Source organism: Kitasatospora sp. NPDC003701 (assembly GCF_053587085.1).
Genome location: NZ_JBSFNM010000008.1, coordinates 111955 through 138044, shown reverse-complemented (window position 1 = coordinate 138044; position 26090 = coordinate 111955). Strand labels below are relative to the sequence as shown.

Annotated in this window: 21 protein-coding genes; 10 read left to right on the top strand and 11 right to left on the bottom strand. The window is 75.3% G+C overall.

Annotated elements, in window-relative coordinates:
• Nucleotides 1–150: 150 nt before the first annotated feature.
• A complete protein-coding gene (locus ACWDRR_RS10490; RefSeq protein WP_449771779.1) occupies nt 151–708 on the bottom strand; it encodes a hypothetical protein in 558 nt (185 codons plus the stop codon).
• A gap of 124 nt (nt 709–832) precedes the next feature.
• Between ACWDRR_RS10490 and ACWDRR_RS10485 the strand changes: the two genes are divergently transcribed.
• The gene (locus tag ACWDRR_RS10485; RefSeq protein ID WP_449771778.1) at nt 833–1765 is read left to right on the top strand and encodes a DMT family transporter; all 933 of its coding nucleotides are present in this window, start codon (nt 833–835) and stop codon (nt 1763–1765) included.
• A 7-nt stretch (nt 1766–1772) separates the two neighbouring features.
• On the opposite strand, the gene corA is transcribed toward ACWDRR_RS10485, so the two are convergent.
• Nucleotides 1773–2897, bottom strand: coding sequence for a magnesium/cobalt transporter CorA (corA, locus tag ACWDRR_RS10480; protein ID WP_449771777.1), 1125 nt, complete (start codon nt 2895–2897; stop codon nt 1773–1775).
• Between the two features lie 453 nt (nt 2898–3350).
• Between corA and ACWDRR_RS10475 the strand changes: the two genes are divergently transcribed.
• On the top strand, nt 3351–3998 hold the full coding sequence (locus tag ACWDRR_RS10475; protein ID WP_449771776.1) for a suppressor of fused domain protein: 648 nt from the start codon (nt 3351–3353) through the stop codon (nt 3996–3998).
• Nucleotides 3999–4114: 116 nt separating this feature from the next.
• Here the strand turns inward: ACWDRR_RS10475 and ACWDRR_RS10470 are convergent, their stop codons facing one another.
• From ACWDRR_RS10470 to ACWDRR_RS10450, 5 genes are all read right to left on the bottom strand, one after another.
• Nucleotides 4115–4975, bottom strand: coding sequence for a PHP domain-containing protein (locus ACWDRR_RS10470; protein ID WP_449771775.1), 861 nt, complete (start codon nt 4973–4975; stop codon nt 4115–4117).
• 63 nt (nt 4976–5038) lie between these two features.
• Entirely contained in the window at nt 5039–5677 is a 639-nt protein-coding gene (locus ACWDRR_RS10465) for a DUF6758 family protein (protein ID WP_387885107.1), read from the bottom strand.
• 316 nt (nt 5678–5993) lie between these two features.
• Nucleotides 5994–6140, bottom strand: coding sequence for a hypothetical protein (locus ACWDRR_RS10460; RefSeq protein WP_380576703.1), 147 nt, complete (start codon nt 6138–6140; stop codon nt 5994–5996).
• Between the two features lie 402 nt (nt 6141–6542).
• Nucleotides 6543–7430 carry an alpha/beta fold hydrolase gene (locus ACWDRR_RS10455; RefSeq protein WP_449771774.1) on the bottom strand — a complete coding sequence of 296 codons (888 nt, stop codon included), beginning with the start codon at nt 7428–7430 and terminating at the stop codon, nt 6543–6545.
• Nucleotides 7431–7561: 131 nt separating this feature from the next.
• Nucleotides 7562–9541, bottom strand: coding sequence for a DEAD/DEAH box helicase (locus ACWDRR_RS10450; protein ID WP_449771870.1), 1980 nt, complete (start codon nt 9539–9541; stop codon nt 7562–7564).
• A gap of 513 nt (nt 9542–10054) precedes the next feature.
• On the opposite strand from ACWDRR_RS10450, the gene ACWDRR_RS10445 reads away from it, so the two are divergent.
• Nucleotides 10055–10783: a ferritin-like fold-containing protein gene (locus tag ACWDRR_RS10445; protein ID WP_387895197.1), complete on the top strand. Its 729-nt coding sequence runs from the start codon at nt 10055–10057 to the stop codon at nt 10781–10783.
• A 24-nt stretch (nt 10784–10807) separates the two neighbouring features.
• Here ACWDRR_RS10445 and ACWDRR_RS10440 read toward each other — a convergent pair whose 3' ends face one another.
• The 3 genes from ACWDRR_RS10440 to ACWDRR_RS10430 all read right to left on the bottom strand — a co-directional run bounded on the left by ACWDRR_RS10440 (nt 10808) and on the right by ACWDRR_RS10430 (nt 12279).
• The gene (locus ACWDRR_RS10440) at nt 10808–11125 is read right to left on the bottom strand and encodes a hypothetical protein (protein WP_449771773.1); all 318 of its coding nucleotides are present in this window, start codon (nt 11123–11125) and stop codon (nt 10808–10810) included.
• 131 nt (nt 11126–11256) lie between these two features.
• Nucleotides 11257–11484 (bottom strand): DUF3107 domain-containing protein, encoded by a 228-nt coding sequence (locus ACWDRR_RS10435; RefSeq protein ID WP_360632871.1) that lies wholly within the window; start codon nt 11482–11484, stop codon nt 11257–11259.
• Nucleotides 11485–11616: 132 nt separating this feature from the next.
• On the bottom strand, nt 11617–12279 hold the full coding sequence (locus ACWDRR_RS10430) for a TetR/AcrR family transcriptional regulator (RefSeq protein ID WP_449771772.1): 663 nt from the start codon (nt 12277–12279) through the stop codon (nt 11617–11619).
• Nucleotides 12280–12487: 208 nt separating this feature from the next.
• Between ACWDRR_RS10430 and ACWDRR_RS10425 the strand changes: the two genes are divergently transcribed.
• The 5 genes from ACWDRR_RS10425 to moeZ all read left to right on the top strand — a co-directional run bounded on the left by ACWDRR_RS10425 (nt 12488) and on the right by moeZ (nt 19192).
• Complete coding sequence (locus ACWDRR_RS10425; protein WP_449771771.1) at nt 12488–13411, top strand: alpha/beta fold hydrolase; 924 nt, start codon at nt 12488–12490, stop codon at nt 13409–13411.
• Between the two features lie 365 nt (nt 13412–13776).
• Nucleotides 13777–15387 (top strand): DUF3492 domain-containing protein, encoded by a 1611-nt coding sequence (locus ACWDRR_RS10420; RefSeq protein WP_449771770.1) that lies wholly within the window; start codon nt 13777–13779, stop codon nt 15385–15387.
• Complete coding sequence (locus ACWDRR_RS10415; protein WP_449771769.1) at nt 15387–16619, top strand: hypothetical protein; 1233 nt, start codon at nt 15387–15389, stop codon at nt 16617–16619. Before ACWDRR_RS10420 ends, ACWDRR_RS10415 begins: the two co-directional genes overlap by 1 nt.
• Before the next feature lie 123 nt (nt 16620–16742).
• Entirely contained in the window at nt 16743–17762 is a 1020-nt protein-coding gene (locus ACWDRR_RS10410) for an NAD-dependent epimerase/dehydratase family protein (protein WP_449771768.1), read from the top strand.
• A 251-nt stretch (nt 17763–18013) separates the two neighbouring features.
• Nucleotides 18014–19192, top strand: a complete 1179-nt coding sequence (gene moeZ / locus ACWDRR_RS10405) for an adenylyltransferase/sulfurtransferase MoeZ (RefSeq protein ID WP_449771767.1) — start codon at nt 18014–18016, stop codon at nt 19190–19192.
• Nucleotides 19193–19304: 112 nt separating this feature from the next.
• Here the strand turns inward: moeZ and ACWDRR_RS10400 are convergent, their stop codons facing one another.
• The gene (locus ACWDRR_RS10400; protein ID WP_449771766.1) at nt 19305–22133 is read right to left on the bottom strand and encodes a flippase-like domain-containing protein; all 2829 of its coding nucleotides are present in this window, start codon (nt 22131–22133) and stop codon (nt 19305–19307) included.
• 134 nt (nt 22134–22267) lie between these two features.
• On the opposite strand from ACWDRR_RS10400, the gene ACWDRR_RS10395 reads away from it, so the two are divergent.
• Nucleotides 22268–22612, top strand: a complete 345-nt coding sequence (locus ACWDRR_RS10395; RefSeq protein ID WP_449771765.1) for an MGMT family protein — start codon at nt 22268–22270, stop codon at nt 22610–22612.
• A 50-nt stretch (nt 22613–22662) separates the two neighbouring features.
• Nucleotides 22663–26043, top strand: coding sequence for an ATP-dependent helicase (locus ACWDRR_RS10390; RefSeq protein ID WP_449771764.1), 3381 nt, complete (start codon nt 22663–22665; stop codon nt 26041–26043).
• Nucleotides 26044–26090: the final 47 nt, after the last annotated feature.

Sequence of the window (26090 nt, the reverse complement as noted above, 5' to 3'; positions counted from 1 at the left end):
ACTCCCTCGCCTCGCTCGACGCCCGGAGGGGCGCGCGGGCACGCCCCGCGGCCAAGGCTACCCGCGCCCCCCGCACCCGGCCCGACGAGCCACGACGCCGCTCCGCGCCCGGTTGCGAACCGGCGCCCGCCCGGGCGGGGCCCTGCGGGATCAGCCCTTGCGGCGCTTGAACAGCAGCTTCGGGAGGCCGGCCGGAATCGGCTTGCGGGTGGTGGCGGAGGTGGGCATCGGGGCGGTGGCGTGGGAGTCGTCGGGCATGGCGCCCGGGTGCTCGTCGAGCAGGCCCGCGCCGGTGCCGGCCGGCTCCAGCCGGAGCACCCGGCACTCGCGGGCCCAGCGGTCGGCGATGGTGTCGGTGTCGGGCGCGTTCAGCCGCTTGCCCTTGAGCTCCTCGACGGCGCCGAGCCAGGCCTCGCTCCCCGGCGCCGGTTCGGCGACGCGGGCCGTCCAGCCGGTCAGCCGGCCGCCCTTGTCCTTGCTGCGGACCGTCACCACCGCGCCCGATCCGGCGGTCAGGCCGTGCAGGGGCTGCTCGGCGCCGTCGCCGACCACGACCACCGCGCCGTCGTGCCAGGCGTGCCAGAGCGGCCGGCTCTGCTCCTGGCCGTCCGCGCGCACCCAGAGCAGGCCGGACTTCTTCGCGGCCTCCTCCAGCAGGGCCCGGTCGAGGAAGTCGTCGGCGGTGGTGGCGGCGGGCGTACGGTCCATGGCGGACAGCGTACGGCCTGCGGCGTCCACGGGGTGTCTCACCCGTCGGGCGACAGTTCCATGACGGCCGCACGGGCCTTACCTTAGGAGCCGCCCCACTCCCACCCCGAGCCCGAGGAGCGCCGTGCCCGCCCGGCCCGAGACCGCAGCCCCCTCCATCGCGTCCGGCTCCGCCGCAGCGGCGCCGACCCAGCCGCTCCCCAGGATCGACCTGCTGCTGCTCGCCGTCTCGGTCTCCGGCATCTCGCTCTCCGCGCCGCTGATCAGCGCCACCGCGGCCCCCGCCCTGGCGATCGCGTTCTGGCGCAACGTCATGTCGGTCGGCGTGCTGGGCCCGTACGCGCTGCTGCGCCACCGGGCCGAGCTGCGCGGGATCGGCCGCCGGGCGCTGCTGCTGGCGGTGGCGGCCGGCGCGCTGCTCGCCGTGCACTTCGCGCTCTGGATGCCGAGCCTGCGGATGACCTCGGTGGCCTCGGCGACCGCGCTGGTGACCACCACCCCGCTCTGGACCATCCTGCTGATGCGGTTGCGCGGGGTGCGGGCGCCCCGCGCGGTCTGGATCGGCATGACGGTGGCCTTCGCCGGCGTGCTGGTGCTCACCGGGGTCGACCTCACGCTCTCGCCGCGCGCCCTGCTGGGCGACGCGCTGGCGCTCGGCGCGGGCCTCGCCGCGGCCGGCTACATGCTGCTGGGGGCCGAGGTCCGCCGCACCGTCAGCACCACCGCCTACACCCTGGTCTGCTACGCCACCACGGCGGTGGTCCTGCTGGCGGTCTGCCTGGCGGCCGGGACGTCGATGTCCGGCTGGCCGGCCGGCGTCTGGTGGCAGATCGTGCTGCTGATGGTCACCGCGCAGCTGCTCGGCCACTCGCTCAGCAACCGGGTGGTGCGCACCCTCGGCCCGTCCCTCACCTCCACCGCGATCCTGCTGGAGACCCCGGGCGCCGCGCTGATCGCGGCGCTCTGGCTCGGCCAGTGGCCCCCGGTGGCCGCCTACCCGGCGGTGGTGCTGATCCTGCTGGGCCTGGTGCTGGTGGCCCGGGGCGGCCGGAGGTGACGGCCGGCTACAGCCAGCCGTTGCGGCGGAAGCCGCGGTACATCCCGACGCAGATCAGGATGACGCTGCCGAGCACCATCGGGTAGCCGTACTTGTGGTGCAGCTCCGGCATGTAGTCGAAGTTCATGCCGTAGACGCCGGTGATCATGGTGGGCACGGCGAAGATCGCCGCCCAGGCGGTGATCTTGCGCATGTCCTCGTTCTGCGCGACCGAGACCTGTGCCAGGTTGGCCTGGAGCAGCGAGTTCAGCAGTTCGTCGAAGCCGTGCACCTGCTCGGTGACCCGGGCGAGGTGGTCGGCGACGTCCCGGAAGTACTTCTGGATGTCCGGGTCGACCAGCCGCTGGAGCGGCTCGGAGAGCTGCTGCATGGGCCGCAGCAGCGGCGTCACCGCCCGCTTGAACTCCAGCACCTCGCGCTTGAGCTGGTAGACCCGGCCGACGTCGGTGCCCCGGCCGCCCTTGTTGGAGAAGACGTCGAACTCGATCTCGTCGACGTCCGTCTGCAGCCGGTCGGCGACCAGCAGGTAGTTGTCCACCACGTGGTCGGCGATGGCGTGCAGGACCGCCGAGGGGCCCTTGGCCAGCAGCCCGGAGCCGTCCGCGTCGGCCTCCAGCCGGTGCCGCAGCTCCTGCAGCGAACTGTGCCCGCCGTGCCGGACGGTGATGACGAAGTCCCGCCCGGCGAAGACCATCAGCTCGCCGGTCTCGACCACCTCGCTGGTCGGGGTGAGCTGGTCGTGCTCGACGTAGCGGATCGTCTTGAAGACGGCGAACAGCACGTCGTCGTAGCGCTCGACCTTGGGCCGCTGGTGCGCGTGGACGGCGTCCTCGACCGCCAGCGGGTGCAGGCCGAAGCGCTGCGCGATGCCCTCGAACTCGGCCTCGGTCGGCTCGTGCAGCCCGATCCAGCTGAACGATCCTGCACCGTCCGGCAGTTGCCGCGAGGCCTTCACCCGGCGGGCCGCCTCGCGCGGGCTGCAGCTCTCGCCGTGCCGCTTGCCGGACTGGTAGACCGCGCAGTCCACCACCGCGGAGGCGGACTGGCCCGGGTGGATCGAGTCGAACAGGCCGGCCGCGGAGCGACGGCGGTTGGTGCGGACGGCTGCGCGCAGGCTGTTGATCATCGACATGGCAGGCTCCCTGGGCAGGAACCGCCGCACGGCGGCGCGGTGACGGGTGGCCGTGGTGCGACGGCATGGAACACCGGTGGAATGACGCCTGCGGTCGGTCCTCGGCCTTGCTGGGGCTCGCGCTGGAACGACCGGACGCCGGTGAGGGTGCTCTCCCGGCCGGGCCGACACCGCCTCGATCGTCTCGGTGGACGCGGCTGCTGTTCCAGCTAGTGGTGCTGCTGTTTCAGCCTGCGAGGCGAGGGGTACGGGGAAGGCGTCCGGGCCGGGTAGAGCTGCCGGTACTGCATGGTCGGCTGGTATCCACCGCAACCACCTCCTTCACGCCGCTGCCCCGGAGAGAGGATCCCCGGTGGCCAGTCGCTCACACTAACATCTGACCGGGCATCGTCGCTGCGACGTTCTCCTGGTGGCCGTGCCGGCCCCGCGGACGCACCGGTTACGCTCACCGGCATGGCGCACGACTTTCCGCTCTTCGGTGACCCCTCCGGCGGCTCCCACGACCCCGCCGGCCTCTCCCGCGAGGCGGTGCTGGCCGCCGTCGAGGCCCGGCTGCTGACCACCTTCGGCGAGCCGAGCGGCCGGGCCGCGGTCACCTTCCTCGGCGCGGACCGGATCGAGGTGCTGCGCTTCGGCCCGGACGCCGAGGGCCTGGTCCGCTACGCCACGCTCGGGATGGCCGCCGCGCCGATGGCGGACCCGACCGCGCCGGTCGCCGACCAGCTCCGCGGCCCGCGCGCGGAACTGGTGCTGACGGTCCGTGGGGCCCGGGACAGCGTGCTCCGCACCCTGGCCACCTTCGCCGCGACGCCGCAGGTGGAGGGCCTGGTGCTGGCCCCCGGCGGCTCGCTGGACCTCGGCGCCCCGCTCTGGGACGGTGCCCCGTTCACCTCGGTGCTGGCCGCCGAGCCGGGCGGTCTGGTGGCCGATCTGGAGCTGGACGAGCCGGCCGACCCGGTGCGCTTCCTGCCGCTGCTGCCGATGACGCCCAACGAGGCGGGCTGGAAGCGGGTGCACGGCGCGGCCGCGCTGGAGGAGCGCTGGCTGAAGCACGGCACCGATCTGCGCGACGCCGACCGCCGCGGCGTGCCGCTGGACTGACGCCCGGTCACCCGGGGGTCTCCGGGCCGGCGTCCACCGCCGGCGCCACGGGGGCGCGCGCCGCGGCCGCACCCGGCCGCACGCTCCCGCACGCCCGCGTGCCCGGCCGGGAGGGCTCAGCCCCCGATCGGCTTCGCGCCGGTGGCCTGGGCCAGCAGCGCCTCGTAGACGCCGGGGTCGGTGGTGTGCTCGCCGAGCCGGACGGTCTTGCGGCTGCCGTGGTAGTCGCTGGAGCCGGTGGTCAGCAGGCCGAGGTCGGCCGCCAGGGCGCGCAGCCGGGCCCGGGTGGGCTCGTCGTGGTCGGTGTGGTCGACCTCCAGCGCCGCGAGCCCGGCCGCCGCGAGGTCCGCGATCACCTGGTCGGAGACGGTCCGCCCGCGCTTGACCGCGCCCGGGTGGGCGAAGACCGGCACCCCGCCCGCCGCCCGGACCAGCCGGACGGCCTCGGCCGGGTCGGTCTCGTGCTTGCGGACGTCCGCCCGCCCGCCGTTGGCCAGCCAGTCCGGGGTGAAGGCGTCGGAGACGGTGGCCACCACCCCCGCCTCGACCAGGGCGCTGGCGATGTGCGGCCGGCCGACCGAACCGGCCCCCGCGATCCGCTGCACCTGCTCCCAGCTGATGTCGGCGCCCAGCGCGCGGCAGCGTTCGACGACCGCCCGCCCGCGCCGGAACCGGTCGGTGCGCACCAGCTCGCGCTCGCGCGCGAACTCCGGCTCGGCCGGGTCGAAGAGGTAGGCCAGCAGGTGCAGGCTGATGCCGTCCACCGCGCAGGACAGCTCGGCGCCGGGGACGAGGGCCAGCCGGCTGCCGGCCGGCAGCGCGCGCACCGCCTCGGCGGCCTCGGCGTGGCCGGCGACGGTGTCGTGGTCGGTGAGCGCCACCACGTCCAGGCCCGCGGCGGCGGCCGCCGCGACCAGCTCGGCCGGGCTGTCGGTGCCGTCGGACGCGTTGCTGTGGGCGTGCAGGTCGATGCGCACGGAGTCGGCTCCTGGGCTGGGCGGCGGGTGTCGCCCAGGATAGTGCGGGCACCCGCGGGGCCGTCAGCCGAGCAGTTGGGGGGAGAGCGCGCCGCAGGGCAGCAGGTCCAGCTCGGCGCCGGCCTCGCGCAGGTCGGTGAGGACCAGCTCGTCGTACATCACCAGCGCCGACTGCTCCGGCCAGGCCACCGCCCAGAGCCAGAGGCCGCGGGCCTCGCCGACGAACACCGCGCGGTCGGCCGGTGCGTCCGGGACGTGGAACATCGGGGTGGGCCGCCCGGCCGCCATCAGCTTGGCGTCGGCGGGCTTGTAGAGGGAGACCGACTCGCCCGGGTCGGGACCGGACAGGCCCGCGTACCGGGCGCCGAGCCCGACCCCGAGCTCCTCCGCGACCAGTACCAGCTCGCCGAAGCCGCCCAGCGGAGCCGGGCCGGAGCAGGCGACGGCGGTGGCCCGGGCGCCCGAGACGTCGTCGCCGACGTGTGCGATGCCGGTGTAGAGCCAGCCGACCGGCAGCGGCCAGGGCAGCCAGACCGGGACCTGGGAACGGGCGACGGCCACGCCGAGCGCCTCCACACTCGGGGGCAGCACCGGCTGCATCGGGTGCACCGCTCCGTGCCGGTCACACTGCCAGGTGTCTGAGAACAGACCGGGGGCGCGGACCCGACCGGCGCACCTCGGGCAGCTTGGCTCGCCCCTCATAGCGGACAACGCTCCTCCCTCCGGACCGCCGCGTCAAGGACGATCACCCGTACGGAGGGCGCGGCGGCACCTGTCGGTGCGGACACCCGTTCGCGCCGGGTGGGCGCGCTGCGGGCGGTTCCCGCTAGGGGATGTCCAGCGGCGGGCGGCGGCAAACGTCGGTGCCACCGCGCGGGGAGCGGGTCCGGACGCACTGACGCCCCGTCATCGGCGATCGCGGTGACAGGGCGTCAGTCGGGTATCGGAACGTCGGGATCGGACGCTCCCGGCTCTTCGGCGGCGGGTGAGGGCTCCCGGTCGGAGGCGCCGCGCCGGATCAGACGGTCGGGCACGGACGGATGAGCAGGCGCTCGCCGGTGCGGGCGGCGGCCTGGACGAGTTCGCGGACGGTTTCGGCGTCGGCGATCACGCGGTCGGTGGCGGTGCCGTGGGTGTCGTCCAGGCGGAGGATCTCGAAGCGCATGGGCCTCTCCTTCTCTTGCCCCGTCGGGCGGGGCGGTCGTGGCTGAGTGGGTATCAGCCCTTTCGCGGTCTGTCGGCTCGAACGGTCGACGATCTGCTGAGGCAAAGGGGCTCCCCCTGTTTGCCAAGTGCGTCTGGTACCTCGTGAACCACTGTGTCGTGGCGCTGCTACCGGGCCGTTGCCCGTCCGTGAAGTCCAGGTTTCGGCGGATTCTCGCCAGCGTCGCCAGCGACGATGATTCCCGGACAGAATCAAATATTACCGCAACTAACGACTTTTGTCCTGTGGGATTCGCCACCGCGGGGCGCGACCGCCCGGTCGCGGTGCGGGCCCCGCGGTGGCGCGGGGTCGTGGCGGGACGGTCGCGGGCGCGGGTCGGACGGTGCGCGGGGCGGTCCGGGCTCAGCCCCAGAAGTCCCGCAGGGCCGCGGCGGTGGCGGCCGGCCGCTCGGCGTTGGGGGAGTGGCCGGCGTCCTCGATCACCACGCGCCGGGCGCCCAGGCGCTCGGCCATCCGCGACTGCTCCGGCACCGGCCAGGCGTAGTCCCGGACCCCGGAGAGCACCAGGGCGGGCAGCGCGCTCGCGGTCGCGGCCAGCTCGTCCACCCGGTCGGGAGCGGCGATCAGATGGGCGCCGGTGGTGGCGAGCGCCTGCGGCACGTTGGCCACCCAGCGGCGGTGCAGGAAGTCCGCGACCTCGGGGGACGGGCGGCGCGCCCGGTCACCGCCCTGCTCCTGCTCCTGCTGCTCCATCTGCTGGAGCACCTGCCAGATCTCCTCCAGGCTCATCGACGGCAGCACGTCGATCAGCAGCTTGGTCCGCTCCGCCTCGCCGGGCTCGATCGAGGCGGGCCCGGTGGACATCAGCGTCAGCGAACTCCACGGCAGCGGGCCGTCGGCGGTGGCGGCGAGGACGGCCTCCCGGACCACCTGGCCGCCGAAGGAGTGGCCGAGCAGGTGCAGCGGTGCGGCGCCCTCGGCGAGCACCTCGGAGAGCGCCCGGACGTCCGCCCCCAGGGCGTCGACGGCGTAGGCGGCCGGGTCGTCGGGGCCGCCGCTCTCGTACTGGCCGCGCTGGTCGATCGCGGTCACCCGGTAGCCGGCCTCGGCCAGCGGCTCCAGCAGCGCGATGAAGTCCTCCTTGCTGCCGGTGAACCCGGGGACGAGCAGGGCCGTCCCGCGGACCGCACCCGCCGGCTCGGCCCGCAGCGCGGCGAACTCCCCGCGCGCGGTGGCCACCCGCAGGGCGCGCGCACAGCGGGGGAGGGTGAGGAACGGCGGCGTGCTCATGGGCGATCTCCTGCGGTGCGGCGGGGCGACTGGCCGGTAACCCCCGAGCGTAGCCGGGCGGACACGCCGGAGGGGGCGGCCCCGTCCTGTGCTGGACGGGGCCGCCCCCTCCGGGTGGCGCTGCGGCGGGATCAGCCCTCCGGCGTCGCCTCGGGGGCCGCGGCGGCCGGGCGGCGGGTGCGGGCCCGGCGGCGCGGGGCCGGGGCCTCGGCCGGGGCGTCCGCGCCGGCCTCGGGCGCCGGGGCGGCCTCGGCGGCGGGCTCGGTCTTCGCCTTGGCCCGCGAGCGGGTCCGCTTGACGGCCGGCTTCTCCTCGGACTGCTCCGAGGCCTTCTCCGGGGTCTTCGCCGGAGCCTTCTCGGCGGCGGCCGGAGCAGCGGCCTCGGCGACCGCGGCGGGCGCCTCGGCCACCGCGGCGGCGGCGGTCTCGCCGGCGGCGGTGCTGCGCGGACGGCGGCGGCGACGGCGCGGGGCCTCGCCCTCGGCACCCTCGACGGCCGGAGCCGCCGGGGCGTCGACCGCGGCGACGGCCTCGGCGGGCGCGTCGAGCACCGCGTCGGCGGCGACGGTGGAACCACCGCGGGTGCGGCGGCGCTCACGGGTGCGGCGGGCCGGCTTCTCCTCGACCGCCTCGGCGGCGGGCGCGGCGGCGCGGCCGTTGCCGGCCCGGCCGCCCCGGGGGGCGCGACCGGGGGTGGAGCGCGCACCGCGACCGCCGGTCTCGCCGAGGTCCTCGACCTCCTCCGCGCCGAGCCCGGCCCGGGTCCGCTCAGAACGCGGCAGCACACCGGTGGTGCCCTTGGCGATCTTCAGCAGCTCGTACAGGTGCGGCGAGGTGGAGTAGGTCTCCTCCGGCTCGTTGAACTTGAGGTCCAGCGCCTTGTTGATCAGCTGCCAGCGCGGGATGTCGTCCCAGTCCACCAGGGTGACGGCGGTGCCGGAGGCCCCGGCGCGGCCGGTGCGGCCGATCCGGTGGAGGTACGTCTTCTCGTCCTCGGGGCACTGGTAGTTGATGACGTGGGTGACGCCCTCGACGTCGATGCCGCGGGCCGCGACGTCGGTGCAGACCAGCACGTCGACCTTGCCGCCGCGGAAGGCCCGCAGCGCCTGCTCGCGGGCGCCCTGGCCGAGGTCGCCGTGCACCGCGCCGGCCGCGAAGCCGCGCTGGGTGAGCTGGTCGGAGACGTCGGCGGCGGTGCGCTTGGTCCGGCAGAAGATCATCGCCAGGCCGCGGCCGTCGGCCTGCAGGATGCGCGAGACCATCTCCACCTTGTCGAGCGAGTGCGCCCGGAAGATGTGCTGGGTGGTGTTGGCCACGGTGTGGCCGGTGTCGTCCGGCGCGGCGGCCCGGATGTGGGTCGGCTGGCTCATGTACCGGCGGGCGAGGCTGATGACCTGGCCCGGCATGGTCGCCGAGAACAGCAGGGTCTGCCGCTTGGCGGGCAGCATGGTGATGATCTTCTCGACGTCGGGCAGGAAGCCCAGGTCGAGCATCTCGTCGGCCTCGTCGAGGACCAGCGCGCGGACCTTCGACAGGTCCAGCTTGCGCTGCCCCGCGAGGTCGAGCAGGCGGCCCGGGGTGCCGACGATGATGTCGACGCCCTTCTTGAGCGCCTCGACCTGCGGCTCGTACGCGCGGCCGCCGTAGATCGCGAGCACGCGGACGTCGCGGACCTTGCCGGCCGTCTGCAGGTCGTTGGTGACCTGGGTGCACAGCTCGCGGGTCGGGACGACGATCAGCGCCTGCGGGCCGTCGGAGAGCTGGTCCTCGGTGGCCCGGCCGGCGTCGATGTCGGCCCGGACGACGACGCGCTCGATCAGCGGGAGGCCGAAACCGAGGGTCTTGCCGGTGCCGGTCTTGGCCTGGCCGATGACGTCGTGGCCGGTCAGCGCGACCGGGAGGGTCATCTCCTGGATGGGGAAGGGGTGGATGATGCCGACGGCCTCAAGGGCCTCGGCGGTCTCCGGGAGGATCCCCAGGTCCCGGAAAGTGGTCTTGGTGGGTTCAGCGGTGGTGGACAGGGTGCTGCCTCTTCCGTGTGGAGGGGCCGAGAGCGAGAGAGCGGCGGGCAGCCGCGCGGCTGCGTACGGGCCGTTGGGCCCTGAATACAGCTGCGCGGACGCACAACCGCGCTGGTCCCTGCGGCCGGCCGGTGCGCGCGGCCCGGTCAAGGGGCGCGTCTCCGGCGGCGTGGGGGATGAATCCCGTGAGGGACCTGCGCGGGACCTTGCGCCGGGCGGCGCGGTCCGCGGCGGCCCTCGCTCGGCCACTGATGCGGTGCCAAGGCTTGAAGTCCAAGCCATGGTCGGAGCCGATCGGCTCTCCGACCGGGCATCCGCGTACGTGAGTACCCGGCTTCCAGTGCGGACACGTCCTGGTGGACGGTGCCGCTACGGAGCGGGCTTGCCCGGCGCACCGAGACGGCGGTGACACCGTGCGAGCACTACGGACCTCGCTACCACCATACAGTCACGCGACGACTCGAACACGTGACGCGTCTGACATCGTTCGCGCCGTCCCGGCGCGGGGGCGCCGGAGCGGCCTCCCCGTGGTCCGCCCGGGGAGCGGCGTCCGACCGGCACCAGGCGTGTGCGGGGGGCCGCGCCGGACTAAGGTGGCAGGTCATGGAGACCCATGGTGAGACGCAGGACGACGCGGCCGGCTCGATCGGCGACTGGGCGAGCTGCTCGGCCGATCCGGGCTACCGGGCGGCCGTGCTGGACCTGCTCGGCGCCCTCGCCTACGGCGAGCTGAGCGCCTTCGAGCGGCTCGCCGAGGACGCCAAGCTCGCGCCGGGCCTCGCCGACAAGGCCGCGCTGGCCCGGATGGCCTCCGCGGAGTTCCAGCACTACCAGCGGCTGCACGACCGGCTCGCCGAGGTGGGCGCGGACCCGCAGGAGGCGATGCAGCCCTTCGTCGAGCCGCTGGAGCTGTTCCACCGGATGACCGCGCCCTCGGACTGGCTGGAGGGCCTGGTCAAGGCCTACGTCGGCGACGCGATCGCGACCGACTTCTACCGCGAGGTGGCCGTCCGGCTGGACGACGACACCCGTGACCTGGTCCTCGGCGTGATGTCGGACACCGGGCACGCGCAGTTCGCCGTCGACAAGGTGCGGCAGGCCATCGAGGCCGACCCGCGCTCGGGCGGCCGGCTGGCGCTCTGGGGCCGGCGGCTGATGGGCGAGGCGCTGAGCCAGGCCCAGCGGGTGGTCGCCGAGCGGGACGCGCTCTCCAACCTGCTGGTCGGCGGCGTGCAGGTGCAGGGCTTCGACCTGGTCGAGGTCGGCAAGATGTTCAACCGGATCACCGAGGCGCACACCAAGCGGATGGCCGCGCTGGGGCTCGCCTCCTGACGGGCGTTCCCGGGCCGGCGCGGCTCAGGCGTGCCGCTGCCGGCGGTGTGCGCCCGCCCGGTGCGGGCGGTGCACGTGCGCGGGCTGGCGCCCGGCCGCGAGGTCCGGCCGGGCCAGGACCGAGGTGAGCAGCGCCGAGGCGACCGCCGCGACGCCGATGCTGACCGCCGGGAACCGGCCGTCCAGGGTGAAGTGCGTGATCACCCCGCTGAGCAGGGCCGACACCAGTGCCGTGCCGAGCGTCAGCCCCCGGCCGGCCGGGAAGTACGCCGGCAGGGCCAACAGCGCGGCCGCCCCGACGATCAGGCCGACGAGGGCGAAGGCGATCGACTCGACCAGCAAGGGTGCCTCCCCGGTACGCGGGTGCGCGGCCTTCGGACGGCCGCACACTTGCGCCGTACCCCGGTCCTCCCGGCCGTACACGCAGCGGTGCCCCGTTCCCTCGGGGAGGGAACGGGGCACCGCGAAGCAGCTCAGAGCGTGCCGAACCCGACCTTGCGGGCGGCCTGCTCGCCGATCTCCACGTACGCCAGGCGCTCGGCCGGGACGATGACGCGGCGGCCGTGCTCGTCGGTCAGCGAGAAGAGCTTCGTGGTGCCCTCCAGCGCCTTCGCGATCGCGCTCTCGACCTCATCGGCAGTCTGCGAGCTCTCGATCACGATCTCGCGCGGCGCGTTCTGCACGCCGATCTTGACCTCCACGACTTCCGTCCCTCCGGGGTTGCAGCCAGCCACGCGCGGACACCGGACCGCCTGGGACAAGCGTTCGCGGTGATCGCGCCGTACGGCTTCACCTTAGAGCACCGGATCAGTGCCGAGGCGAAGGTCGGCGGATCACTGGTCGGCGGCCTGCGCCTCGCCGGACTCGTTGGTGGGGTGCATCGGGAAGCCCTTCAGACCGCGCCAGGCCAGGCTGGCGACCAGCCGGACGGCCTCGTCGCGGGGGATCTCCAGGCCCTGGGACAGCCAGTAGCGGGCGGTGATCTGGGCCAGGCCGCAGACGCCGGCGGCGAGCAGCTTGGACTCCGCCTCGGGGAGGTCGGTGTCCTCCTGGATCACCTTGCTGACCAGGGTCGCGCTGGCGTCCGAGGCCCGCTCCACGCGCTCGCGCACGGCCGGCTCGTTGGTCAGGTCCGACTCGAAGACCAGCCGGAACGCACCGGACTCGCTGGAGACGTAGTTGAAGTACGCCTCCATCGTCGCCGCCACCCGCTGCTTGTTGTCGGTGGTCGCGGCGAGCGCCTCGCGGGTCGACTCGACCAGGGCGTCGCAGTGCTTGTCCAGCAGCGCCAGGTAGAGCTCCAGCTTCCCGGGGAAGTGCTGGTACAGCACCGGCTTGCTGACCCCGGCGCGATCGGCGATGTCGTCCATGGCGGCCGCGTGGTAGCCCTGCGCGACAAACACCTCCTGGGCGGCACCGAGCAGTTGTTCACGGCGGGCGCTTCGCGGCAGGCGGGCACCGCGCGGGCGCTCCTGCGCCTCCTGGATGGCCGTCACGGCGCTCCTCACTTCACGGGTTGTTCGGGGCTGGCAAGATGACCGATTCTACTTTTCGGTAACCGCGTTCGCGCCTGGCGAGCGTGAGAAAAGCACCGAGCCCCCTTGTCAGGAGCCCACAATACGGCGCTGACCACCGGCAACGGCAGTGGTGTGACAGCAGCCGAGACGGTCCCGGTGCACCGGTGGCTCACTACCATCGTCCACCATGAGCAGCGCTGAGCAGCAGATACGTCCGGAGGCGGGGGAACCCGAGGCGTTCCGCACGGTCGAGATCCCGGGTGCGGCACTGGCCGTGCACCGGCCCGCGACCGGGGCGGCAGGGGGCCGCGAACCGGCCCTGTTCGTCCACGGACTCGGTGGTTCGGCGGCCAACTGGACGGCGCTGATGGACCGGCTGGCCGGCCTGGTCGACGGCGAGGCCCTGGACCTGCCGGGCTTCGGGCACTCGGCCCCGCCCGCCGACGGCGACCTCTCCCTCTCCGGGCACGTGCGCGCGGTGATCGGCTACCTGGAGGCGACCGGCCGCGGCCCGGTGCACCTGTTCGGCAACTCGCTCGGCGGCGCCGTCTCCGTCCGGCTCGCCGCGCTCCGCCCCGACCTGGTGCGCAGCCTCACGCTGATCTCGCCCGCGCTGCCCGAGCTGCCGCCGCAGCGCACCGCCTGGTCGACCGGGCTGCTCGCGGTGCCCGGCCTGCCCGCGCTGCTGCGCCGGCTGCCGTCGAACGGCCGCAGCCCGGAGGACGCCACCGAGGGCCTGCTGCGGCTGGTCTACGGCGACCCGCGGAGCCTGTCGCCGGCCGCCCGGGCGGAGGCGGTGGCCGAGTACCGGCGGCGCAGCGAGGTGCCGCACGCGCTGGAGGCGCTGGCCGGTTCGGCGCGCGGGATCGTCTCGGCCTACACCGAGCGCGGCGACCAGGCGCTCTGGCGGCAGGCGGAGCAGGTGAAGGCGCCCACGCTGCTGGTGTACGGGCTTCGCGACAAGCTGGTCTCGTACCGCTCGGCGCGGCGGGCCTGCACGGCCTTCGGGGACGCCCGGCTGCTGGTGCTGCCGGAGTCCGGGCACGTGGCGATGATGGAGCACCCGGAGCAGGTGGCCCGGGCGGTGCGGGAGCTGCTGGCGCGGGCCTGAGCGGGCCCGAGCGGGGTGCGGGCGCGAGCCGGCGGTAACGCCCCGCTCCGGGGCGAGGTCACGCCGGTTCACTCGTTCAGGTGGCAACCAGGCATGTGACCGATGGATTGCCGGAGCCCGGTCCTACCTTTCTGCTGTCGGACCGAACAGGTGTGGGGGAGTGGCGGCCGCCGGAGAACCGGAGAAGCCGGCGGGCGGCCGCAAGCAGGGGGCCGGCGGTCGGTGCGACCGCCGGTCCGGGCCGCGGTGCTTCCGGCCGACCGGACTCCTCCGCCCCGGGCCCGTTCCCGCGCCTGCGGGGGCGCCCGGGTGCCGACCAAGCCGCTCCAGCCATCCGTCGATCCGCTCTGCTCTGGAGGTCTCCCGTGCGCGTTGCACTGCTCACCGAGGGTGCCCGTCCGCACCCGCGGCGTGGCGCCGGCGGCTGGTGCGCCCGGCTGGTCGACGGTCTGGCCGAGCACGACTTCGAGCTGTACGTGCTGGCCGGGGCGGCCGGTTCGGGCATCGCCGAGAGCCCGCGGGGCCGCTGGCTCGGGGTGCACGAGCTGGCCCTGTGGGGGCGTCGCCCGGCCGGCCGGCTGCCCGGGGCGCTGCGCGGACGGCAGTACGCCCGGGCGTACGAGGGACTGGTCCGGGCGCTGGTGATGCCGGGCGAACGGGCCTCGTTCGGGGCCGGGCTGTACCGGCTGGCGGCGCTCGCCCGGGAGGACGGCGCGCTGCCCGCGTTCCTGGCCTCCGCACATGCCCGGCGCTCGCTGGAGCGGGTCTGGCGCTCGCCCGGGGCGGACACCTCGGCCGGGCAGCCGCTGGTCCGCGACGTGCTGGTCGCGGCGGACCTGCTGGAGCAGTGCCTGCGCCCGCTCTCCGCACCCTGGTACGGCACCGGGCCGGGCGGACTCGGCTCGGCGGACCTCTGCCACGTGGTGGGCGGCGGCCCGGCGGCGCTGCCGGCGCTGGCGGCCAAGCAGCTGCACGGGGTGCCGTTCGTGGTCACCGAGCACGGCCTGCACCTGCGCGAGCAGTACCTCGGGTACCGCGAGGCACCGTACCGGTGGCCGGTCCGGGCGCTGCTGCTCTCCTTCTTCCGGGCGCTCACCGAGGAGACGTACCGGCAGGCCGCGATACTGACCCCCGGCAGCGCCCACGACCAGCAGTGGCAGCGCCGCTGCGGGGCCGATCCGGCGCGGACCAGGGTGGTGCACGAGGGCACCCCGGCGGTGGCCCGGGCGGCGGCCGGGCCGGAGCCGGCCGCGCCGACCCTGGCTTGGGCGGGCGCGTTGGAGCCGGGCCGGGACACCGAGCTGATGCTGCACGCCTTCGCGCGGGTCCGGTCCGGGCTGCCGGCGGCCCGGTTGGTGATCCACGGCGAGGAGGCCGTCCCGGGCTACCGGGCGCACTGCGAGGCGGTGGCCGACCGGTTGGGGGTGGCCGCGGCGGTGGAGTTCGCCGGCCGGCCCGGCTCGGTCGCGGCGGCCTGGGAGAGCGGCACCGTGGTCGTCTTCTCGGCGCTCGCGCAGCGCGGCCCCCGGCTGCTGGCCGACGCGATGCTGAGCGGCCGGGCGGTGGTCTCGACGGATGTCGGGGTGGCCCGGGAGGTGGTGGGGCCGACCGGGCTGCTCGTCCCGCCGCGCGACCCGCAGGCGCTGGCGGGCGCCTGCCTCGCACTGCTGCGCGACCCGGAGCGGCGGGCCCGGCTCGGGCTGGCGGGCCGGCTACGGGCGCAGGAACGCTTCGCCGTGGAGCCGGTGACCGGCGCGTTCCGGGAGATCTACCTGGAGCTGGTCTCCCAGTGGCCGGCCTACCCGGCCGCCGGGGCCGGCGGCGCGGCCGGCGAGCAGCCGCGCCCGTTCGCCCGGCCCGCCGAGTACTGGCTGGCCGACCGCCGGGGCGGCGGGAACGCGGAGCGGCCGGCCGGTGGGGGCGAGGACGAGGACGAAGTGTCCGAGCGGTCCGGCGCCCTCGCGGAGGCGGTCTGATGGCCGGCGGCGTACCGGCCACCGGCGGCGGGCCGGTCACCGGGGGCGCCCTGGTCACCGGCGGCGCCCCGGCCGGCGGGAGCGCTCCGGCGGCCGGTCCGGCCGGGGTCTGCGGTGATCCGGTCCGGGAGGTGATGGCGGAGCACCGGGAGCTCTGCGAGCGGGCCGTCGATCCGCTGGAGATCGCCGCCGGGCTGGAGGAGGCCGGGTGCGGGCCGGAGACGGCCGCGCGCTGCCGGCACGCCGACCTGTTCTCGCTCGCCGAGGAGCTGTACGCCCGGGTGCCGCGCCGGCCGCCGCCGGCCCCGGCGGACGGGCCGGACGGGCACCGGCCGCGGCGCGGCGGTGCGGCGCTGCGGACGGCGGCACTGGCGGTGCTGCCGGTCGCGGCGGCCGCCGGGTGGGCCGGCCGGTGGCCGGTGCTGCTGCCGGCCGCCGTCCCGCTCGCGCTGCTGCCGGCGCTGTCCGCCCCCGATCCGGCCGCCGGGACCGGGCGGCCGGTCCGGACACCCGGGGGCCGGGCCGGGGCCGGACCGGAGTCGGAGCTCGGGCCGCCCGCCGCGGAGCGGCCGGACGCCGCGCCCCGCGCCGGGTGGCGCCGACCGGCCGTGCTGGGCCACGGGTGCGGGGTGGCCGCCCTGCTGCTGCTCCCGCTGGCCGGGGTCGGCGCCGGGTTCGGCGCGTCCGAGGGCGCCGGTGACGGCCGGGTGACGGCCGCGCTGGTGCTGGCCGCGGCGCTGTCGGCCGGCTCGGCCGAGTGGGCGGCGCAGTGGTTCCGGCACATCGCCCGCGGCCATCTGAGGGTGGCGGGCACCCTCGCCGAGTTCCGGGCCCGGATGCGGCCGGTGCTGCCGGTGGCCGTCGCCCTGCACCTGGCCGTCCTGGCGGTGCTGACCTTCGCCGCCCTCGCGGTGCTGACCGCCGTGGCGCCCCGCCCCGGGCCGGACCGCGGCGGCGGCCTGCTGCACCTGGTGGCCGAGCGGGCCGAGCCCGCCCAGTGGGCGGCGCAGGGCGTGCTGGGGCTGCTGCTGGTGCTGCCCGCGCTGCTGGCCCGGTCGGGCCGCGGCGGCGCCGCGGCGCTGGGCGCGCTCGCCGGGCCGGCCGCCGTCGCGGCGCCGCTCGTGCTGGGCCGGTCCGCGCCGACGGCCTGGCTGCTCGGCGGCGGCGCCGTCGCGCTCGCCCTGCTGGCGTACGCCTGGCCGGTGCTCGGCCGGGCCGGCGCGCACCGCTGAGGCCGCCGGGCCCGGGCCGCCGGCCGCACGCGGGCCCGTGCCCCACCGAACCGTTCGACCTCCCCGTTGTTCACTCTGTCCGCCAGGTCGAATCCGACCTCGCTTCGTGGAAGGACACCCCCGATGAGGGTGCTGCTGCTGGGCGCCGACGGCTTTATCGGCCGTCGGGTCACCGATCGTCTGCTCGTGGACCAGGAGTTGCAGGTGACGGTGCTCGGCCGGCGTGACTCGGCCGACATCCGCTTCGACCTGACCACCGGCAGTCCGGGCGCGCTCGCCCGGTTCCTGGACGCCGTCGCGCCCCAGGTGGTGATCAACTGCGCGGGTGCCACCTACGGCAGCTCGCGGACGCTGATCCGGGCGAACACGCTGGCCGTCGCCACGGTCTGCGAGGCGATCCGGCGCAGCCGGGAGCCGGCCCGGCTGGTGCACGTCGGTTCGGCGGCCGAGTACGGGCCGGTGCCCGGCGGGGTGCCGGTGTCGGAGGGCGCCGAGCCGCGCCCGGTCGGCCCGTACGGGGTGTCCAAGCTCGCCGGGACGGAGCTGGTGCTGGCCTCCGGGCTGGACGCGGCGGTGCTGCGGGTGTTCGACGTGGTGGGGCCGGGGGCGCCGACGGCCTCGCTGTTCGGGCGGCTCGCCGAGGGGCTGCGCCGGGCGCTGGAGCGCGAGGAGTCGCAGGTGCGGATGCCGGACCTGTCCGGATACCGGGATTTCGTGGACGTCCGGGACGTCGCCCGGGCGATCCAGGCGGCGGCGGTGTCGGCGGCCACCGGCGTGATCAACATCGGCAGCGGGCACGCCGTCCGGGCCCGTGAGGCGGCCCAGCTGCTGGTCCGGGCCTCGGGCTTCGAGGGGGCGATCGTGGAGGAGAACCGGCCCGTGCTGCTGCCCGCGCAGGCCGGCGGGCCGGTCGAGCACCTCGACCGGCACGGGGATCGCCACGGCGACCGGCACGGGGCCCCGCACCACCCGGGCCACCGGCCGGAGTCGCGCCCCGCGGAGGGGCGGGGGCCGTCGGGCGAGCCGGTGCCGTGGCGGCAGGCGGACGTGCGGACCGCCCGGGACCGTCTCGGCTGGCGGACGCAGGTGCCGCTGGAGGAGTCGCTGGGCGACGTCTGGCTGGAGACGGCCTGCCGGGTCTGACCCCCGCGGGCCCGGCCGCCCGGGTGCGCGACGGGCCCGGTAGGGCGGGCCGCAGGGCCCTCGACCGCCCGCCGGACGGCCCCGGCGGGCGGTCCCAGCATCCGATGTCGGCTGTCTCGCCAGTCGGACGAGCTGTCTCGGAATACCGGGGCGGCATGACACTGTTGGCGTAGCAGAGCCACCTCGGTGGCAGAGCAGAAGCCACAAGAGGTTGGCCCTGGCCACCTGAACTGACGACCATCGGAGTCCCCGTGTCGCTGCCACCCCTGGTCGAGCCGGCCGCCGAGCTCACCGTCGACGAGGTCCGCAGGTACTCCCGCCACCTGATCATCCCCGACGTGGGCATGGCCGGGCAGAAGCGGCTGAAGAACGCCAAGGTGCTGTGCGTCGGCGCCGGCGGCCTGGGCTCGCCCGCGCTGATGTACCTCGCCGCGGCCGGCGTGGGCACGCTCGGCATCGTCGAGTTCGACGTGGTGGACGAGTCCAACCTGCAGCGGCAGATCATCCACGGCCAGTCGGACATCGGCCGTTCCAAGGGCGAGTCGGCACGGGAGTCGGTCAAGGAGATCAACCCCTACGTCGACGTGATCCTCCACGAGGAGCGCCTCGACAACGACAACGTGATGGAGATCTTCTCCGGCTACGACCTGATCGTCGACGGCACCGACAACTTCGCCACCCGCTACCTGGTGAACGACGCCGCGGTGCTGCTCGGCAAGCCCTACGTGTGGGGCTCGATCTACCGCTTCGACGGCCAGGCCAGCGTGTTCTGGGCCGAGCACGGCCCGTGCTACCGCTGCCTCTACCCCGAGGCCCCGCCGGCGGGCATGGTCCCGTCCTGCGCCGAGGGCGGCGTGCTGGGCGTGCTCTGCGCGTCCATCGGCTCGATCCAGGTCACCGAGGCGATCAAGCTGCTGGCCGGTGTCGGCGAGCCGCTGGTCGGCCGGCTGATGATCTACGACGCCCTGGAGATGAACTACCGCCAGGTGAAGGTCCGCAAGGACCCGAACTGCGCGCTCTGCGGCGAGAACCCGACGGTCACCGAGCTGATCGACTACGAGGCCTTCTGCGGCGTCGTGTCGGAGGAGGCGCAGGCCGCCGCCGCCGGTTCGACGATCACCTCGAAGCAGCTCAAGCAGTGGCAGGACGACAAGGAGGACATCTTCCTGATCGACGTCCGCGAGCCCGGTGAGTACGAGATCGTCAACATCCCCGGCGCGGTGCTGATCCCGAAGAACGAGTTCCTGATGGGCAACGCGCTGGAGTCGCTGCCGCAGGACAAGAAGATCGTGCTGCACTGCAAGTCGGGCGTCCGCTCGGCCGAGGTGCTGGCCGTGGTGAAGGCGGCGGGCTTCGCCAATGCCGTCCACCTCGGCGGCGGCGTGCTCGGCTGGGTGAACCAGGTCGAGCCGCACAAGCCGGTCTACTAGCAGACGCCGAAAGGGCCCGCCGGATCGCTCCGGCGGGCCCTTTCCGCGTCCGCGGGGCCCGGGGCGTGTCCGCGAAGTCGCGTCGGACCCGGCGGGACTTAGCGGACACGCCCTACAGCGCGCCCTTGCGCTGGAGCACGTTGTAGGAGATCCAGCCGGGCAGCACCGGCAGCCAGAAGGTGAGCGCCCGGTAGAGGAAGACCGCCGGGGTGGCGATCGTCGGGGGCACGTCGGCGACGGTGAGCGCACCGATCAGGGCGACCTCGACCGGGCCGATGCCGCCGGGGGTGGGGATGGCCGAGCCGGCCGCGTTGGCGGTCAGGAAGACCACCGCGACCGCCGAGAAGCTGATGCTGCCGCCGAAGGCCTGCACCGAGGCGTCCAGGCACGCGGTGAAGGAGAGCGTCAGCAGCAGGATCCCGCCGAAGCCGGTGACGAGCTTGCTGGGCGTCTGCATCAGGTCGAGCATCCGGGGCACCACGCCGAAGAACAGCGATCGCAGCCGGTTCAGCACGAACCGCCGCAGCGGGGAGACGGCCGCGACCACCAGGGCGAGCACGGCGGCGGTCAGCACGCCGATGATCACCGCGCGGGAGGCGGAGAGGTCCCCGTTGGTCTGGCTGCCGGTGATCAGGCCGAAGCTGAACAGCAGCAGCAGGTGCCCGGCCAGACCCGCCAGCTGGGAGGCGCCGACCGAGGCGACCGCCTGCCCGGACCGGATGCCGGCCTTCTGCAGGTAGCGGGTGTTGAGCGCGATGCCGCCGATCGCGGCCGGCGCGACCAGCTTGACGAAGGAGCCGGCCAGCTGGGCCGCCACCGTGCGCCGGAAGGGCAGCTTCTCCGGGACGAAGCCGGTCAGGCTCATCGAGGCGGCGACGTAGCTGAAGGCGGCGGCCGCGAGCGCCACGGCCGCCCAGGCCCAGTCCATCTGGGAGAGCTTGAGCTGGGCCGGCTTGATGGTGGTCAGCGCGAGGTAGGCGGCGAAGGTGAGCGCGATCACCATGATCAGGCTCTTCGGCTTCAGCCGCTCCAGCTTGGCCGTCTCGGTCGGCGCCTCGGGGGCGATCTGGAGGATCTGGCCGCGGATCCGGCTGAGCAGGTCCTCGCCGGCCACCGCGATGTCCTCCTCGGCCTGCTGCTGGGTGCGCTCGCCGGCGGCGACCTGTTCCAGTGCCTGGGCCCGGGCGGCGGTCTTCCGCTCCTTGGTGAGCTTCTTCAGGTCGACCCTGGTGGAGCGGCTCATCCCGACCGGCTGCAGCAGCGGCAGCGCCTGCGCGACCCGGTCGGCACCGAGGACGGCGTTGGCGGTGGCGACCGCCCGCTCCGGGCCGATCCGCAGGGCGAAGGTGGTCAGCAGTTGGGCGACGTCGATGCGCAGCGTCAGGTCGGTGGCGGCGATGTCACCGCCGGAGAGGTTGACCAGGCAGGCCGCCTTCTCGTCGACGACCAGCAGCGATTCGCCGGTGAGCCGGCGGTGGGCGATCCGGCGCTCGTGCAGGGCGCCGACGGACTCCCAGAGCGAGGCCATCACCCGGTCGGTGATCTCCGCGTCGGTGAGGTCGTCCAGGATCCGGCCCTCGACGTTCTCGTAGACCAGGATCGCGGCGTCGGGGCCCAGCTCGGAGGTGGCCACCAGCTGCGGGGAGTGGGCGCCCGAGGCGGCGGCCGCGTAGGCGATCAGCGCCTCCTGCTCCAGCGCCTGGCGCAGCGACTGCGGGCTGCGGCGGACGGCCACCGAGCGCAGCCGCAGCCGCCGCCAGGCGCGGTAGAAGAAGCCGGAGGCCTGCTGCTCGCGGTCGATGATGTGGACGTCCAGCGGCGGGCCGCTCTGCTGGGCGACGTAGTAGCGGCGGGTGCCGCCGGGGGCGTCGGGGGCGCGGTGGGCGCTGGCCGGGGTGAAGCCGACCTTGCGCAGGCCGATCATCAGGTGCTGGCCGGTGGGCCGGATGTTGGGCGAGCCGATCGCGTACAGCGTGCCGTACGCGACGGACCAGCCGATCAGCACGGTGAGCAGCAGCGACAGCGGGGTGGTGTAGCCGCCGAGCAGCTCGGTGAGCCCGCTGAAGACCACCACCACCCAGAGGGCGACCCGCCAGCGCGGCCGGCTCGACATGCCGACCGCGGTCATGTAGGCGATCACCGGTGCCAGATAGCCGTGCACCGGATCGGTGAGGGTGCCGTTGCTGTCCAGCGGCAGCCGGGTGAGGGCGTCCCGGATGTGCTCGGAGGCGCCCTCGGCGACCCACCAGTCGATGCCCAGCGAGACGCCGTAGGCGAGCACCGAGGCGAGGACGCCGTCGGCGACCCGCAGGCCGTCGCGTTTGATCAGCCGCTCGACCGCGAAGGCGAGCGGGACGGCGAGCACCGCGACGCTGGAGACCAGGCCGGTGATGGTGGCGAGCACCGGGGAGAAGCGCGGGGCGTTGGAGGCGATGTCCAGCTCGATGCCGGTGGTGGTCGAGGTCGCCACGCCGGCCAGGACGAACACGGAGACTATGCCGAGCACGCCGGCCAGGAAGCGGATCAGGTCCGACGGGCGGTGCGCGCGGGCGGCGAGCAGCGGCTCGTCGACGTCCAGGTGCGGGGTGTCGTCCAGCGACTCGTGGACCTCGTGGACCTCGTGGACCTCGTGTCCTTCGGGTACCAGGAACGGCTCGTCCACCGGCTCGGGTGCGGGGGCCGGCTCGGGCTGCTGCGCCGGGACGCCGGTCGGGGCCAGCCCGGTCGCGGGCCCGGGTGCCCCGGCCTCGGGGTCGGCCTCGGGTTCGGTCTCGGGGGCGGCGCCGGGGTCGGTCGGCTGCGGGGTCTTGATCGTCCGGTCCTTGATCAGGGAGACTTCCGGTGACGGCGTGGCGGCGGGCGCGCCGCCGGGGCCTGCGGGCATGGTGTCGGAGGACTCGTCGGAGTCCTCGTCCACGCCCACGTCAGCCGTCCCGGTCATCTGGTCTTGTCCTCGTATCACCACTCACCGCCCCGAAGATGGTGGCATGCCGCGGCGCCCCGTGCTGGACAGGGGCCGGATCGGGCGCGGCGGGTCGTTCGTACAGGGCCCCGGGTCGGGCCCCGTGAGGAAGGATGCCGCAGGTGACGGACGCTACCGACGACGTCGGCCCGGGCGGGTTGCCGCCCTTCGCCGAACTGGTGCTCGACCTGACCGAGCGGATTCCACCCGGCCGGGTGATGACCTACGGGGACGTTGCCGAGTACCTCGGCCAGGGCGGCCCCCGGCAGGTCGGCCGGGTGATGGCCCTCTACGGCGGCTCGGTGCCCTGGTGGCGGGTGATCCGCGCGGACGGCCGGTTCCTGCCCGGGCACGAGCAGCGCGCCCTCGCCCGGTACGGCGAGGAGGGCACCCCGCTGCGCGAGCTCGCCGACCCGCCCCGGGTCGACCTGAAGCGGGCCCGCTGGGACGGCCGGTAACGCCGAACCGGGTGCGAGGACGGGAATGACGGGGCAGGATCGTAGGCTCGATGTGGACGGGCCCCGCCGCGGGCCCGTCCGCCGTTGCCCGAAGCACGACCCCCAGGACGTCCGTGAGCTCCCCCTACCGTCTGGTGCGCAGCCCCCTCGCGCTCCCCGCCCCGCCCGTGCTGGACGAGTACCAGCGGGCCGTGGTGGAGCACGCGGGCGGCCCGCTGCTGGTGCTCGCCGGGCCCGGGACGGGCAAGACCACCACGCTGGTGGAGGCCGTCGCCCGGCGGATCGAGCGCGGCACCGACCCCGAGCGGATCCTGGTGCTGACCTTCAGCCGCAAGGCCGCGATGGAGCTGCGCGACCGGATGTCCGGCCGGCTCGGCGCCTCGGCCCCGGCCCCGCAGGCCACCACCTTCCACTCCTTCTGCTACGCCCTGCTCCGGGCCCACCAGGACCCGCAGGACTACGCCGAGCCGCTGCGGCTGCTGTCCGGCCCCGAGCAGGACGTCATGGTCCGCGAGCTGCTGGCCGGCGGCGCCGAGGACGCCCGCCGGGGCCGGGGCCGGATCGGCTGGCCGCTGGACCTGCGGGCCTGCCTAACCACCCGCGGCTTCGCCGACGAAGTCCGCGCCGTGCTCGCCCGCAGCCGGGAGCTGGGCCTCGGCGAGGCCGAGCTGCGGCGCTTCGCCGAGGGGGTGCAGCGCCCGGACTGGGCGGCCGCCGCCCACTTCCTGGCCGACTACCTGGACGTCCTGGACCTGCGCGGGGTGCTCGACTACGCCGAGCTGGTCCACCGCGCGGTGCTGCTCGCCGAGCGCCCCGAGGTGGGCGAGCGGCTGCGGCAGCGCTACGAGGTGGTCTTCGTCGACGAGTACCAGGACACCGACCCCTCGCAGGTGCGGCTGCTGCGCCAGCTGGCCGGCGGCGGGCGGGAGCTGGTCGCCGTCGGCGACCCGGACCAGTCGATCTACGCGTTCCGCGGCGCCGACATCAACGGCATCCTGGAGTTCCCGCAGACCTTCCGGCAGGCCGACGGCGCACCGGCCGAGGTCAAGGTGCTGCGGGTCTCCCGCCGCTCCGGCGCCCTGCTGCTCGCCGCCTCCCGCGAGCTGGCCCGGCGGATGCCGATGGGCCGGCTGCCGGCCGACAAGCTCGCCCAGCACCGTGCTCTGCTGCCCTCCCGCGAGGGCGGCCGGGTCGAGGTGTACACCTACCCGACCCCCGGCACCGAGCTGGACTCGATCGCCGACCTGCTGCGCCGCGCCCACCTGGAGGACGGCGTGCCGTGGGGCGAGATGGCCGTGCTCGTCCGGGCCGGCGGCCGGTCCATCCCCGGCGTGCGGCGGGCGCTCGGCGCGGCCGGCGTCCCGTTGGAGATCGACGGCGACGACCTGCCGCTGCGCGAGGAGCCCGCCGTCGCCCAGCTGCTGCTCGCCCTGCGGGTCTGCGCCGAGCAGGCCGCCCGGGACCGGCACGACCGCGAGTCGGCCCCCGACCCGCTCACCACCGAGCTCGCCCACACCCTGCTCACCGGCCCGCTCGGCGGCCTGGACGGCTCCGACCTGCGCCGCCTCGGCCGCGCCCTGCGCGAGGAGGAGCGCGCCGCGCTGCGCGCCGACGGGCGCGGCGGCGCGGTGCCCCGCCCGGCCGAGGAGCTGATCCGCGAGGCGCTCGCCGAGCCCGAGCGGCTGATCGCCCTCGACCCCTCCCACGCCCGGCGCGCCCGCGACCTCGGCACCCTGCTGCGCAAGGTCCGCGAGCGCCTCGCCGGCGGCTGCACCGCGGAGGACGCGCTCTGGGAGCTCTGGGACGGCAGCCGGCGCTGGCGCGAGCGGCTGGAGCGGGCCGCGCTGCGCGGCGGCGCCGCCGGCCGCAACGCCGACCGGGACCTCGACGCGCTCTGCGCCCTGTTCGAGACCGCCGCCCGCGCCGAGGAGCAGGTCACCGGCCACCGCAGCGCCCTGGACCTGCTCGCCGAGCTGGAGGCCCAGGACATCGCCGCGGACACCCTCACCGTGCGGGCCGTCCGCCCCGACGCCGTCCGGCTGATGACCGCGCACCGCTCCAAGGGCCTGGAATGGCGGGTGGTCGTGGTGGCCGGCGTCCAGGACGGCCTCTGGCCGGATCTGCGCCGCCGCGGCTCGCTGCTGGAGGCCGACCGGATCGGCCGCGACGGCCTGGCCGAGCCGCTCTCCCCGGGCGCCCTGCTCGGCGAGGAGCGCCGGCTCTTCTACGTCGCCGCCACCCGGGCCAAGGAGCGGCTGATCGTCACCGCCGTCAAGGCGCCCGCCGACGACGGCGACGAGCCGTCCCGCTTCCTGCGCGAGCTCTACCGCGAGGACGTCGACCCGCGGACCGGCAAGGTGGTGCGCCGCACCCCGCCGGTCACCGTCGAGGACGTCACCCACCGCCCGCGCCGCCCGCTGTCCGTGCCCGCGCTGGTCGCCGAGCTGCGCGCGGTCACCGTCGACCCGGCCCGCTCGCCCGAGCTGCGCCGCGCCGCCGCCGAGCGGCTGGCCACCCTGGCGCTGGCCGCCGACGAGGACGGCCTGCCGCTGGTGCCGGCCGCCCACCCCGACCGCTGGTGGGGCCTGGACGACGCCACCGCCGCCCCGGAGCCGCTGCGCAGCGCCGACCTGCCGGTCCGGCTCTCCGGCAGCGGCCTGGAGCAGCTGGAGAACTGCTCGTTGCAGTGGTTCCTGGACAAGGAGGTCAAGGCGCGCGGCGCCGGCTCGGCCGCCCAGGGCTTCGGCAACGTGGTGCACGCGCTGGCCGACGAGGTCGGCTCCGGCCGCACCCCCGCCGACCTCGCCGTGCTGATGGAGCGCCTGGACACGGTCTGGGACGCGCTGGCCTTCGACGCGCCCTGGAAGTCCCAGCAGGAGAAGACCGAGGCCCGGGCCGCCCTGGAGCGCTTCCTCAACTGGCACGTCCTGCAGCGCGGCCGCGACGTGGTCGCCACCGAGCACGGCTTCGACGTCACGCTGGACGTCGGCGGCGTCTCGGTGCGGATCCGCGGCTCGATGGACCGGGTGGAGAAGGACGCGGCCGGGCGGGCCTACGTGGTGGACTTCAAGACCGGCAAGGAGGCGCCGACCGACAAGTCGCTGCCCGAGCACAAGCAGCTCGCGGTCTACCAGCTCGCCGTCCGGGCCGGGGCGCTCAACGAGCTGCCCGGCTTCGACGGTCACGCCCCCGACCCGGGCGGCGCCGAGCTGGTGCAGCTGCGCAAGCCCGACAAGGCCGCCCCGGACGCGCCCAAGGTGCAGCGACAGGATCCGCCGGACGGCGAGCCGTGGATCGAGAACCTGCTGGCCGACGCCGCCGGGCGGGTGCTCGCCGAGCGCTTCGTGCCGCAGACCGGCGGCGGCTGCGACCGCTGCTCGTTCCGCCGCAGCTGCTCGGCCCAGCGCGACGGCGCGCAGGTGGTGGAGTGAGCGCGGGCGTGTGGGGGTTCCCACAGCGGGCCGGGCGAGGGGCCCGG

Bases quoted from the DNA above. Each gene is read 5' to 3' on its own strand.
- ACWDRR_RS10490 (WP_449771779.1), bottom strand. From the start codon at position 708: ATGGACCGTACGCCCGCCGCCACCACCGCCGACGACTTCCTCGACCGG.
- corA (WP_449771777.1), bottom strand. From the start codon at position 2,897: ATGTCGATGATCAACAGCCTGCGCGCAGCCGTCCGCACCAACCGCCGT.
- ACWDRR_RS10475 (WP_449771776.1), top strand. From the start codon at position 3,351: ATGGCGCACGACTTTCCGCTCTTCGGTGACCCCTCCGGCGGCTCCCAC.
- ACWDRR_RS10465 (WP_387885107.1), bottom strand. From the start codon at position 5,677: ATGAGGGGCGAGCCAAGCTGCCCGAGGTGCGCCGGTCGGGTCCGCGCC.
- ACWDRR_RS10460 (WP_380576703.1), bottom strand. From the start codon at position 6,140: ATGCGCTTCGAGATCCTCCGCCTGGACGACACCCACGGCACCGCCACC.
- ACWDRR_RS10455 (WP_449771774.1), bottom strand. From the start codon at position 7,430: ATGAGCACGCCGCCGTTCCTCACCCTCCCCCGCTGTGCGCGCGCCCTG.
- ACWDRR_RS10445 (WP_387895197.1), top strand. From the start codon at position 10,055: ATGGAGACCCATGGTGAGACGCAGGACGACGCGGCCGGCTCGATCGGC.
- ACWDRR_RS10425 (WP_449771771.1), top strand. From the start codon at position 12,488: ATGAGCAGCGCTGAGCAGCAGATACGTCCGGAGGCGGGGGAACCCGAG.
- ACWDRR_RS10415 (WP_449771769.1), top strand. From the start codon at position 15,387: ATGGCCGGCGGCGTACCGGCCACCGGCGGCGGGCCGGTCACCGGGGGC.
- ACWDRR_RS10410 (WP_449771768.1), top strand. From the start codon at position 16,743: ATGAGGGTGCTGCTGCTGGGCGCCGACGGCTTTATCGGCCGTCGGGTC.
- ACWDRR_RS10400 (WP_449771766.1), bottom strand. From the start codon at position 22,133: ATGACCGGGACGGCTGACGTGGGCGTGGACGAGGACTCCGACGAGTCC.
- ACWDRR_RS10395 (WP_449771765.1), top strand. From the start codon at position 22,268: ATGCCGCAGGTGACGGACGCTACCGACGACGTCGGCCCGGGCGGGTTG.
- ACWDRR_RS10390 (WP_449771764.1), top strand. From the start codon at position 22,663: ATGTGGACGGGCCCCGCCGCGGGCCCGTCCGCCGTTGCCCGAAGCACG.